General features: G+C 57.5%; 9 protein-coding genes and 1 pseudogene. 5 read left to right on the forward strand and 5 right to left on the reverse strand.

Annotation, left to right across the window (positions count from 1 at the left end):
- Window positions 1-30: 30 nt before the first annotated feature.
- The 3 genes from EDF75_RS11815 to ygeW form a co-directional block, all read right to left on the reverse strand.
- The gene (locus tag EDF75_RS11815; RefSeq protein WP_133599480.1) at window positions 31-1,242 is read right to left on the reverse strand and encodes a YgeY family selenium metabolism-linked hydrolase; all 1,212 of its coding nucleotides are present in this window, start codon (window positions 1,240-1,242) and stop codon (window positions 31-33) included.
- A gap of 62 nt (window positions 1,243-1,304) precedes the next feature.
- Window positions 1,305-2,504, reverse strand: coding sequence for a diaminopropionate ammonia-lyase (gene dpaL, locus EDF75_RS11820; protein ID WP_133599482.1), 1,200 nt, complete (start codon window positions 2,502-2,504; stop codon window positions 1,305-1,307).
- A 60-nt stretch (window positions 2,505-2,564) separates the two neighbouring features.
- Window positions 2,565-3,752 carry a knotted carbamoyltransferase YgeW gene (ygeW, locus tag EDF75_RS11825; RefSeq protein ID WP_133599483.1) on the reverse strand — a complete coding sequence of 396 codons (1,188 nt, stop codon included), beginning with the start codon at window positions 3,750-3,752 and terminating at the stop codon, window positions 2,565-2,567.
- Between the two features lie 484 nt (window positions 3,753-4,236).
- Between ygeW and EDF75_RS11830 the strand changes: the two genes are divergently transcribed.
- From EDF75_RS11830 to EDF75_RS11840, 3 genes are all read left to right on the forward strand, one after another.
- On the forward strand, window positions 4,237-6,015 hold the full coding sequence (locus EDF75_RS11830) for a sigma-54 interaction domain-containing protein (protein ID WP_133599485.1): 1,779 nt from the start codon (window positions 4,237-4,239) through the stop codon (window positions 6,013-6,015).
- 272 nt (window positions 6,016-6,287) lie between these two features.
- Window positions 6,288-7,937, forward strand: a complete 1,650-nt coding sequence (locus EDF75_RS11835; RefSeq protein WP_133599487.1) for an OFA family MFS transporter — start codon at window positions 6,288-6,290, stop codon at window positions 7,935-7,937.
- 151 nt (window positions 7,938-8,088) lie between these two features.
- Complete coding sequence (locus EDF75_RS11840) at window positions 8,089-8,724, forward strand: carbonic anhydrase (protein ID WP_045858634.1); 636 nt, start codon at window positions 8,089-8,091, stop codon at window positions 8,722-8,724.
- Between the two features lie 66 nt (window positions 8,725-8,790).
- On the opposite strand, the gene EDF75_RS11845 is transcribed toward EDF75_RS11840, so the two are convergent.
- A complete protein-coding gene (locus EDF75_RS11845; RefSeq protein ID WP_133599489.1) occupies window positions 8,791-10,008 on the reverse strand; it encodes an MFS transporter in 1,218 nt (405 codons plus the stop codon).
- A gap of 223 nt (window positions 10,009-10,231) precedes the next feature.
- Complete coding sequence (locus EDF75_RS11850; protein WP_133599491.1) at window positions 10,232-11,116, reverse strand: SDR family oxidoreductase; 885 nt, start codon at window positions 11,114-11,116, stop codon at window positions 10,232-10,234.
- 499 nt (window positions 11,117-11,615) lie between these two features.
- Here EDF75_RS11850 and EDF75_RS11855 point away from each other — a divergent pair, with 499 nt between their 5' ends.
- Both EDF75_RS11855 and EDF75_RS27335 read left to right on the forward strand, forming a co-directional pair.
- Complete coding sequence (locus EDF75_RS11855) at window positions 11,616-11,801, forward strand: con-10 family general stress protein (protein ID WP_133599493.1); 186 nt, start codon at window positions 11,616-11,618, stop codon at window positions 11,799-11,801.
- Window positions 11,802-11,982: 181 nt separating this feature from the next.
- Window positions 11,983-12,138 (forward strand): annotated as a pseudogene (locus EDF75_RS27335) (hypothetical protein); the annotation flags it as partial.
- Between the last annotated feature and the right edge of the window lie 4 nt (window positions 12,139-12,142).

Consider the following 12,142-nt stretch of genomic DNA (forward strand, 5'->3'; position numbering starts at 1 on the left):
GCTGGCGGCGGGAGGTATTGCGGATAATCACTATTCTGTTGCCAGCCAGCTCAGCGGGATGGCGGCATACATTGCGGCACAGGTCACGAGATGCGATTTCCAGGTTTTTTCATTCGGGGCGTGGGCTTCCGGCTCTTTGCCGGGGCCAAAGCCAATGACCGGGATCCCGTGGCGGCCCATGATCGACACGCCGTTGGTCGAGAACGTCCACTTATCGACCACCGGCGCTTTGCCAAACAGGCCCTCATAGGCGTTGCTGAGCGCCTGGACGGTAAAGTGGTTCTCCTCCACTTTCCAGGTTGGGAAGTAGCACTCGGTGGGGTAGACCAGGCCGGTCCAGGAAGGGCGGTCGTAGTTGTACATTGATACCAGCGCCCCCGTTTTTTGTACCGCCGGCAGGGCGCGGATTTCGTCCAGCGCGCCTTCCCAGGTCTCTCCCCAGGTCAGGCGGCGGTCGATGGAGACGGCGCAGCTGTCGGCAACCGCGCAGCGGCTTGGTGAGGTAAAGAAGATTTCCGAAACGGTCAGAGTGCCTTTGCCGAGGAAGTCGTCATTGCCCAGGCGTTGGGAGAGCTCCTGCAGTTCGTTAAGAATCGGCCCCATTTTGAAAATCGCGTTATCGCCGCGCTCCGGCGCCGAGCCGTGACAGCTGACCCCCTGGACGTCCACGCGGATCTCCATGCGCCCGCGCTGGCCGCGGTATATCTGGCAGTCGGTGGGCTCGGTGCTGACCACGAACTCGGGACGAATGCCGGACTGCTCGATGATGTACTGCCAGCAGAGGCCGTCGCAGTCCTCTTCCTGAACGGTGCCGGTTACCAGCAGGGTATAGTCATCCTCGAGGCCCAGGTCCTTAATGATTTTTCCCGCATACACCATTGAGGCCATGCCGCCTTCCTGATCCGAGGTGCCGCGTCCGCCGATCAGCTCGTCGGTCTCCATGCCTTCATAGGGATCGAAATTCCAGTTTTTGATATTGCCGATGCCCACGGTGTCGATATGCGCGTCCATTGCCACAAGGCGCGGGCCGTGGCCGATATAGCCGAGGATGTTGCCCATCGGATCGATTTCAACTTTGTCGAAACCGACCTTCTCCATCTCTTCTTTTATTCGCTGGACGACGCGCTTTTCGTCGCAGCTTTCGCTGGGTATGGCCACCATATCGCGTAAAAAACGCGTCATATCCTGCTGGTAATGGTTAGCTTTTTCGAGGATCAGTTTGAATGGAACATGCTTAGCCATGGCTTGGTTCTCCGGTTCTGATTTTCCCGCCGCGCGGGATGAGTTGAAAAGTATGCTGAGGCCTATCGTACTGCCGGGTGTTTGCCTTCCCAGACCACTTCCCGGTAGTGCTTCACGTCGGTGTCACCTTCGGTGCTGATGACCAGCACGATGGAGTCGCTGTCCAGCCTGAGCTTGTGCATCAGCGCTTCGCGCTGGGGATGAAAATGTACGGCGGCCAGCACCCCGAGCCCGACGGCACCGGACTCGCCGGAAATCACCCGCGGATCGCCGCCGATAGGGTTACCCAGCACGCGCATTCCGAGGGCGGCGACGGCGTCCTGACAGGAGATAAACTGGGTTGCGCAGTTGCGCAGAATTTCCCAGCCCAGCGGGTTGGGCTCACCGCAGGCGAGGCCGGCCATGATGGTGGCCATTTCGCCGCCGACGTTGACGATTTGGCCCTTAACGCCGGAGCGGTAGATGCAGTCGGCCAGCTCGGGTTCGATAATCACCGAATGCAAATTGTTGGCGCCATAGGCGTCCACGAGGTAGCCCAGCACGCCTCCCGCCATGGCGCCGACGCCGGCCTGCAGGAACACGTGAGTGGGGCGGGCAATGCCCATGGACGCGATCTGCTCGACCGCTTCGTCGGCGAGGGTGACGTAGCCCTGCATAATCCAGGTCGGGATGCGGGTATATCCTTCCCAGGCCGTATCCTGCACCACCTCCCAGCCGTTTTGCTGCGCCGTTTGCAGGGTGAAGCGCACGGTATCGTCGTAGTTCATTTCGGTGACGATGCATTCGGCGCCGAGCCGCCGGATGGCGTCGACGCGCTCCTGGGCCGATCCTTTTGGCATATAGATCACCGCATTCTGCCCCAGCTGCTGCGCGGCCCACGCCACGCCGCGGCCGTGGTTGCCGTCGGTGGTCGTCGCGAAGGTCATTTTCTCCGTCATGTCGGGTCTGAACGTGTCGAAGGAAAACTCGTTGATATCCAGGCGATATTTTTCGCACAACAGCTGCGCAATGGCCCAGGCGCCGCCGAGCATCTTGAAGGCGTTCAGGCCGAAGCGCTGCGATTCGTCCTTAACCAGAATCCGGCCGAGGCCAAAGAGGTCGGCAAGGTCGTTGAGGGCGTACAGCGGCGTGGGCTTATAGCCGGCGATTTTTTGATGGAAGCGGCGCGCCTGCTGCGCCTGCTGGCGGGAAAAAAGCGGCGAGCCCGTGGCGTTAAAAAACCGATTATCGGCAATATCCATTTTCAATGAGAAAGCAGACATACTCTTTCCTTATCCTTCATGACGTGAGGGAGAGAGCCGGCCAGCGGCCGGCCTGAGGGGTTATTTGACTCGTTTTTGCGCTTCGTCCAGCAGCTGCTCCAGCAGCAGGCCGGGTTTGGCATATTTACGGCAGAGGATCATCGAGGCGATGATGTATGGCTTCCAGCTCGCTTCTTTATAGGTGGCGATGCGGTATTTTTCGAAGACCGCTTCGCTGACTTCGCCCTCGGCGCAGGAGACGCCGGTGATATCAGCGGGGAGACAGTGCATATAGAGCGCGTCGCCGCCGTTCGTCTGCGCCATCATCTCTTCGGTGCAGTGCCAGTTTTTATGATTCGCGTTCTGCGCCAGGCAGGCGGCTTCCAGGGCCTTCAGTCCGTCGCGATCCTCGGCGCGCAGCAGTTCGGTGCGCTTTTCCATGACCTTGTAGGGCGCCCAGGATTTCGGGTAGACAATGTCGGCATCCTTGAAGGCCTCTTCCATGCTGGTGACCTGGCGGAAGCTGCCGCCGGAGGCCTCGGCGTTGTTTTTGGCCACTTCGATAACGTCGGGGATCAGATCGTAGCCTTCCGGATGGGCGAGGGTGACATCCATACCGAAGCGGGTCATCAGGCCGATGATGCCCTGCGGGACCGAGAGCGGTTTACCGTAGCTCGGAGAGTAGGCCCAGGTCATGGCGACTTTTTTGCCTTTGAGTTCCTCTAGCGAGCCGAAATGCTCCCGCAGCCAGGCGAGGTCGGCCATGGCCTGGGTTGGGTGATCGATATCGCACTGCAGGTTGATAAGCGCCGGGCGCTGGGGCAGCACGCCCTGACGATAGCCGTCGTCGAGCGCTTCACCCACCTCGCGCATATAGGCGTTGCCGGCGCCAAGGTACATGTCGTCGCGGATGCCGATAGCGTCAGCGCAGAAGGCGATCATGTTGGCGGTTTCACGCACGGTTTCGCCGTGGGCAATCTGCGATTTACCCTCGTCCAGGTCCTGCTGCGCAAGGCCGAGCAGGTTCAGCGCCGAGGCGTAGGAAAAGCGCGTGCGGGTTGAGTTGTCACGAAAAACCGAAATGCCCAGACCGCTGTTAAATACGTTGGTGGCAATATTTTCCGCGCGCAGGGTTTTTAATGCCGCCGCAACGTCCAGCACCTGTTTTAGCTCATCCGGGGAGTGCTCCCACGTCAGCAGGAAGTCCTTCTGATGAAGATGCGAATCTAGCTTGTTGATATCCTTAATCAGGTCGTTAACAGTTTTCATTTTTTAAATCCTGGGGTGAGTGACGGCTTAATGATTGCTGTGCGGTCGGAAAAGGGTGGTGACGCAATAGCGACTGCCAGCGCTATATTTCTCCTAACAATAAGCATGCCAGTTCATTCAGCCTCAGGCGTAACTGGGGGAAGTGGCGATAATTATGCGAGGGTTGTCACGAAATATAGCTTCAGGTGGTCAGGGGTAATAATAACTTCACGGTCTTATTCGGATGCGGGCGAAAGCAGGTTAAGTCCCCTAAGAGATATACCCCTGGCGGCGGCGTAAAAAGCCACCAAAGTGATAAATACGCCGCGTCAATTCTCATATTGATATGGAAATGTGATACTTCTTACATATTTTCGTCAAGGAGTGAAAAAGAAACCTGCCTCTGTCAAATATTGTTGGCGGCTGAGTTAGTATCATGGCCGAAGAATAAGAACAATCACATATCCCAGATATCTCAGTTGGTTAGTGATATAAAAGGTCTATTATGATGCCCTCTAACACATTTTCCGTTTTGATGCAGATTCAGCCAACCATCCAGCGCTTTGCGAGGATGCTATCCAGCGTGCTTCAGCTCGAAGTTGAAATTGTTGATAACACGCTGTGCCGGGTTGCCGGGACCGGCGTTTATGCCAAATCACTGGGGCGCAAATTAAATACAGATTCGCGACTTTTGCGCTACATTATTGAAACAAAGAAAGAGAAGGTGGTAACCCATTCCCGCTTCGATCCCCTGTGTAAAGGATGTACCAGTAAAGATAGCTGTAAAGAGAAAGCTTTTCTGGGGACCCCGGTTATTTATCAGGAGCAGTGCATAGGGGTCATTAGCCTGGTGGCATTAACCTGCGAGCAGCAGGAGCGTATTAATGACAACCTGCGCGAGTTTTCCGATTATGTCCGCCACGTTTCATCGATATTTGTTTCGCGACTGCTGGAGGACCAGGGCGGCAGCGATAATATCCAGAAAATGTTTTTAACGATGATTGAAAATATGGACCAGGGGGTTCTGGTTGTCGGTCACGATCAGAAGGTCAAATTTGCCAATCACACGGCGTTAAAGATTCTCGGGGCGAACCAGGGGAATATGATCGGTCAGCTCATTAATTTCAGGCCGCTGACCTTTGAGCATAATTTCACGCGCGGTCATATGCAGCACGTGATCTCATTTGATAACAAGACCGAAATGATTATTGGCCAGCTGCACGCGGTTCAGGACCAGTGGCTTTTTTTAATGGCCTTCCATCAATCGCACTCCTCTTCGAATTTAAGCGCCTCGGTGGAGGAGCCGCAGATTGAGCAGATGGTGGGAGAGTGTCGGCCGATGCGGCAGCTGAAAAAGCTGATTAGCCGCATCGCCCCCAGCCCCTCAAGCGTCATGATTGCCGGCGAAAGCGGCACCGGGAAGGAGGTGGTTGCCAGAGCGATACATAAGCTCAGCGATCGTCAGGCCAAACCTTTTATCGCCATTAACTGCGCCGCTATCCCTGACCAGCTGCTGGAAAGCGAGCTCTTTGGCTACGTCAAGGGCGCGTTTACCGGCGCCTCGGCGAACGGCAAGACCGGGCTTATCCAGGCGGCAAACCACGGTACCCTGTTTCTCGACGAGATTGGCGATATGCCCCTGACGCTGCAGGCTAAGCTGCTGCGGGCGATTGAATCGCGCGAAATCCAGCCCGTCGGCGCCAGCCATCCGGTGCCCGTCGATATCCGCATTATTTCGGCGACTAACCAAAATCTTGAGCAGTTTATCGTGGCCGGCAAATTCCGCGAAGATCTCTACTATCGCCTCAACGTGATTCCTCTGATGCTGCCGCCGCTGCGGGAACGTCAGGAGGATATTGAGCTGCTGATTCACTACTTTCTCCATCTGCATACCCGGCGGCTTGAGCTGGTCTACCCCGGCGTGGCCCCGGAGGTCGTTGCCATGCTGAAGGGCTACCGCTGGCCGGGAAATATTCGCGAGCTGAGCAACCTGATGGAGTATCTGGTCAACGTGGTGCCTTCGGGCGAGGTTATCGACGCCTCGCTGCTGCCGCCCAATATTATCAGCGGCGCCAGGCTTGCCGAGCGTGAGCCCGGCGCAGCCCTCCCGGTGAGCGTGCCGGGAGAAGAGGAGAGCGTCACGGCGCTGGAGGAGATGGAAAGGCAGATGATCCGCGAGGCGTTAACCCGCCACAGCAATAAAAAGCAGGCGGCAGATGAGCTCGGTATTGGTATTGCCACCCTGTATCGTAAGATTAAAAAATATGAGCTGGTGGGGCTGTAAAAGCGCCGGCCGCAGGGGCCGAAAGCGCCCCGCATATCACTCTGAGAATCCGGTTATCAAAATCGCTACCGGGCACCTGCCGCGTTGCCGCTATTTGCTGAATTTGGATTTGTACGTTTTTTGAGCGCGACGTTCAAAGCGATCCGCCGTCGTGCTTGCTCGCTTCAGTCGCCATTTCATAGTCTTAACGGGATGAATGGCACCGTTCTTGCCTTGTGATGTTCTCTTCGGCCGCCGCGGCGGCAGGTAGCAAACATGATAAGGACAGGAACATGGCGCAAACCAATGACAATATCGCTCCCTCATCCGTACCCTCGCGACACGCTTTTTTTTCAAAACCGCGCATTATCGCCCGACCGGGATTTAACCGCTGGCTGGTGCCGCCGGCCGCGCTGGCGGTGCATCTCTGTATCGGGATGGCCTACGGTTTTTCCGTTTTCTGGCTGCCGATGTCGCAGTTGGTGGGCGGCAGCGGATCGCTGCAGTGCCCGGTCACGATGTCCTTCTGGCAGCAGCTTTTTACCCGCGAATGCGACTGGAAAATCTCGCTGCTGGGCTGGACCTATACGCTGTTTTTTGTCTTTCTCGGCTGCTCCGCGGCGCTGTGGGGAAGCTGGCTGGAAAAGGTCGGGCCGCGGCTGGTGAGCTTCATCGCAACGCTATGCTGGTGCGGCGGGCTGCTGCTCTCAAGCGTCGCCATCTATTTTCATCAGCTCTGGCTATTGTGGCTGGGGGCCGGGGTTATTGGCGGCGTCGGCCTTGGTCTGGGCTATATTTCACCGGTCTCGACCCTGCTGCGCTGGTTCCCCGATAAGCGCGGAATGGCCGCCGGCATGGCGATAATGGGCTTTGGCGGCGGCGCGCTGGTGGGGGCGCCTCTGGCAAACGCGTTGATGAATTTTTTCGCCGACGCGACGGGTAACGGCGTCTGGCAGAGCGTACTGGCGCTGTCGGTCATCTATGCCCTGTTTATGCTCTGCGGTACCTTCGGCTATCGTCTGCCGCCGATGGGCTGGCATCCTGCCGGGGAGAAGGCGCTAAAAGTGATGAGCGCGCACTCCACCGTTCAGGTACACGTCAGCGTAGCCTGGCGCACGCCGCAGTTCTGGCTGCTGTGGCTGGTGCTGTGGCTGAACGTGACGGCGGGGATCGGTATTTTAGGGATGGCCTCACCCATGCTGCAGGAGATTTTTGCCGGCAAGCTGCTGGCGACGAGTCTGCAATGGCACGAGCTTAACGCCGACCAGCTGCGGCGCATCGCGACCATGGCGGCTGGCTTTACCGGGCTGCTGAGCCTGTTTAATATCATCGGCCGCTTCTTCTGGGCTTCGGTTTCGGATCTTTGCGGCCGGAAAATGACCTTTGCCATGATTTTTCTTCTCGGTGCCGCGCTGTACGGCACCCTGCCGCTGATCAACCACGGCGGCTACGTCGCCATTTTCGTCTGCGCCCTGTGCGTTATCATTTCGATGTACGGCGGTGGCTTTGCGACTATCCCCGCCTATCTGGCCGATATCTTCGGCGCGCAGATGGTGGGGGCGATTCACGGGCGTCTGCTGACGGCATGGTCCGCCGCCGGTATTAGCGGCCCGGTTTTAGTGAATTATTTACGAGAATATCAGCTGGCCCAAGGGCTTGCTCCGCAGCGGGTGTACGATATTACGCTGATGGTCCTCACCGGGCTGCTGGTTATCGGCCTGATCTGCAACCAGCTGATCCGCCCGATGCCGCAAAAATATGCCATGTCCGCCCAGCAACAGCAGCAGGCGAAGGGGCTGTATACGGTGAATGAGAACGCGCAGCTCAGCTGGGAGCCGCGGCCGTCGCGGGCGCTGATGGCCTTGAGCTGGTTCGCGGTAGGGGTGCCGCTGCTGTGGGGAATAGGGAGCACCTTCCAACAGGCGGTGAAGTTCTTTATGTAGCTATCCGCCAGGCAAGCGCCCGCCGGGGCATTGGCCGGGTGCTCGCTAAATCGCCGTTTATCAAAATAATTCCCATTCGACCCGTCGGTGATACACTACATACTGTGATCTTTGTCATACCGTAATTAAAACAGAGAAAAGAGACACTGCTATGCAACATATCATTGAGGGTTTCCTCAGCTTCCAAAAAGAGATCTTCCCCCAGCGTAAAGAGCTCTTTCGTAGCCTGGCTTCCAGCCAGAATCCCAAAGCGCTTTTTATCTCCTGCTCCGACAGCCGTCTGGTGCCAGAACTGGTGACCCAGCAGGATCCTGGACAGCTCTTTGTTATTCGTAATGCGGGTAATATCGTGCCTTCCTTCGGGCCGGAACCGGGCGGGGTCTCAGCCACCATCGAGTATGCGGTTGTTGCCCTCGGGGTGACCGATATCGTGATTTGCGGCCATTCTAACTGCGGCGCGATGACGGCGGTTGCGACCTGTCAGTGCCTCGACTCCATGCCGGCGGTTTCCCACTGGCTGCACTATGCCGATGCGGCAAGAGCGGTGGTTGACAGCAAAACCTGGGATAGCGAAATCGATAAAGTGAATGCGATGGTGCGAGAGAACGTTATCGCCCAGCTTAACAATATCAAAACGCATCCGTCGGTAGCCGTCGGGCTGCGCGACGGCGCGCTGCGCCTGCACGGCTGGGTATATGATATCGAAAGCGGCGCGATTGGTGCCCTCGATAAAAATACCAAATCCTTCGTCTCGCTCTCTGAAAACCCTGAAGTTTTCTTCGAGTAGCTCTTCTACAGGGCATGGAAGCCCTGCATCCCGCACTTCGCCGTCATCCTCCTGATAAACGCTCCGCTACGCCTGCTCGGGTCTGATAGAGGCTTTGCCGATCGCCAGCAGCGCGACGCTCAAAATAAATCCCGTTCCGCTGAACAGATAGAGCGAGCCGGCGGCTCCGATAGCCTCAGCGCAGTATCCCGCGCCGAGAGAGACGATCGCCGAGACCGTCATTTGTCGCCGGTAGCTTCTGGCGATCGCGGCTGGCACCTGTTGCCGCTCGAAGTTTCTGAGCAGCGCGTAGACGGCGAGGGAGAACACGACGTTAGAGAAAATATGCGCCACAAAGACCAGCGCCAGCGCCGCAGCGGGCCACGGCGCGAAGGGGAGCAGCCCGTAGCACAGCAGAAAAATCGCCAGGCAGCCGATCGACAGCCCGTTGCTGCTGCTGTTTTTTTCAAAACGCGCGGGATTGAGCAGCAGTGGCCCAATCAGCTGGCCGAGACTGCGGGTAAAAAGCAGCGCCAAGGCGATCGTTTGTTCCGGCGAGCCTGATGAGCGCGCCCCGGGGGCCAGCCCCGGCAGCAGCGCCATTGCCGGCGCGCCCGCCGCGGCCAAAAGGGGCAGGAGCAGCATCGCGCGGCGCTGGGAATGGGTCAGGGTCTGCCAGCGCAGCGGGGGTACGCTGCGGATGTGATTGACAAAATGCGCGCTGAAGTACGTTTTCGCCCGCCCGAGGAGGATGAGGGCGGCGGCGAAGCTCAGCAGATCGATAAGCAGAAGATGAGTCGCGCTCATATATCCCCGCAGGACTAATCCCAGACCAATGCCGCAGAGCACGTTGCCGGCAAAAATAATGCTTTCGAGCGTCGTGGCGACCGGGAGCTCCTCTTCGCTCAGGCCGGTTTTGAAGAGTTGACTCAGCGCCGGGAAGGTCATGCCGGTGGTGAACGCTCCGACCGCCTGAGCGATGAGCAGCAGCGGGATAGAGTCAATCGCCACGGCGTAAAACGGCGCCGCCAGTCCGATAAGACCGAGCCCTTCACCGAGTATCAGGATCGTAAAGGGGCTCAGGCGCTGGCAAAAGCGTTCGCCCAGGATGCTGCCGAGCAGTCCGGGGACGGTGGAGAGAACGTAGGCGAGAGCCAGCGATGCGACGGGGGCCGAGAGGCGGATTAGCTCGCCAAAAACGACGATCCAGGTGATGCCGTTGCCTATCGAGGAGATCAGAAACGCGAGAGCGAGCGGGCGTAGCCACGGCTTATTCGCCATGGTCTGGAGAAGGATTCGAATCATTGTCATGTCCGTAATAAGCGAAAAATTGCTTTTCCAGCCACGGGCTAGCCGCCGTTAGCTGAAAATTAATACAACCGTTATCGGGCTTATTGTCAGGACATTACATAACCGGGGATCCGTCGGGGAGGAGTGAATGTGTTAATTTAATATTGCATATTTGTAGCGTTGTCAACGCCGGCGCGCCGACAACGCTATCGGGTCCTCTGCCGTGCTGGCGGACGGCTTACAGCACGCCATCGCCGCCGTCCGAACACCAGACCTGGCCGGAGGTGAACGAGCAGGCGTCGGAGGCCAGCGTCACGTACAGAGGGGCGATTTCGACCGGCTGTCCCGGGCGACCGAGCGGGGTATCCGCACCAAACTGGCGGACCTTCTCCTCAGGCTGGCCGCCGCTGGACTGCAGAACCGTCCAGTAAGGACCGGGCGCAACGGCGTTGACGCGGATCCCCTTCGGACCCAGCTGTTTGGCTAATGATTTAGTGAAGGCCACGAGGCTGGCCTTGGTCTGGGCGTAATCAAAGAGTATTGGGCTCGGCTTAAAGGCCTGAACCGAGGAGGTGTTGATGATAGCGCTATGCTCTTTGAGATGGCGCAGCGCGGCTTTGGTTATCCAGAACGGCGCGTAGACGTTGGTTTTGAAGGTGGCGTCAAAATCCGCCGTCGTGAGTTCTGCCAGCGAGTCGCAGTACTGCTGACGCCCGGCATTATTGACCACAATATCCAGACCGCCCAGCTCTCTGGCGGCCTTTTCAACCAGCGCTTCGCAGAAGGATTCGCTACGAATATCGCCGGGAATAGCCACCGCCTTGCGCCCTGCGGCCTCAATCAGAGCGATGACCTCTTCGGCGTCGGCTTCTTCCTCCGGCAGATAGTTTATCGCCACGTCCGCTCCTTCACGAGCAAACGCAATGGCCACCGCGCGGCCGATACCCGAGTCGCCGCCGGTAATCAGCGCCCTCTTGCCGGACAGCCTGGCCGAGCCAACGTAGCTTTCCTCGCCATGATCGGGAACGGGCAGCATCTCCGAGGCCAGGCCGGGAGGCGTTTGCGGCTGCTCGGCAAAAGGAGGGCGGGGATATTGTGCGCTGAGTTTGGCGTGGTCGCTCATATAATTTCCTCTGTTCAGGTAAATATTAAGCATAGGCCCGATGGCCGGCATGAAAAAATATTTTAGGAATTAAGTAAGCCACGGGGCCGATATTATTATGCGGTTCTCATGGGAATGCCCTGCGCAATTGACTGATTAGTCGTCGGGTTTTTACCCCGGCGACCGATGTGGGCCGAATGAAATTTTAGGATTGTTCCAGCGGCCGGGGCGGGGATTATTATCCGGCGAGCGGATGATATTAATTTTACCTTCTTTACAAATACGCTGGATTTTACCGCGGGAAAGTAGCTCGCCGCCGCTTAATAGGTTGTCCTGTTGAGGGTTATGCCGGATAAATGAGATGTTTAAACTTATTTCTGGCGCCGTTTTTAAGCGGCTGGCCCGCCGGATAAGTGGTCCGGCGGTTTGACACCGGCTTCATATCACTTAGTGTTAACTCTCGACGGCGATGATTTGTCATAGCGAATCATTTTTCATAAACCAACCGAAAGGTAGCATTATGGCAGAGCACAGAGGTGGATCGGGTAATTTCGCGCAGGACCGGGAAAAAGCATCTGCAGCCGGTCGTAAAGGCGGTCAGCATAGCGGGGGGAATTTTAAAAACGATCCTCAGCGCGCTTCAGAAGCCGGGAAAAAGGGCGGTGAGAATAGCCACGGCGGCGGGCGTAAATCAGGCGCCAGCTAATTCCCGCGGTCTGGCATAAAGCGTAACGCGATCGTCAGCGTCATATATCCTGCGGGCCGCTGGCCCGCATTTTTTTGCCCACAGCGTCAACGCACCGGCATCAATGCTATATATCTGCATCGTCTGTTAAAGAGTCTGCTCTTTGCCTAACGACCGCAGCCAGCAGCGGAGGATAAATACTATGTCCCAGTTGTCCCAGTCCAGGGTAAACGATCCTGATAAACCGGCCCGCCATCCGGCAAGAGACGATCCCCGCGAACGGGGGGAAATACCGCGTAAAAGGGATGATAGCGAAGATCGCAAAAAGGACCCCTGGCAGCCGGCTCCCGACCAACGCCAGG

Source organism: Klebsiella sp. BIGb0149, from assembly GCF_004362605.1.
In the GTDB taxonomy this organism is placed as follows: Bacteria; Pseudomonadota; Gammaproteobacteria; order Enterobacterales; family Enterobacteriaceae; genus Klebsiella; species Klebsiella terrigena.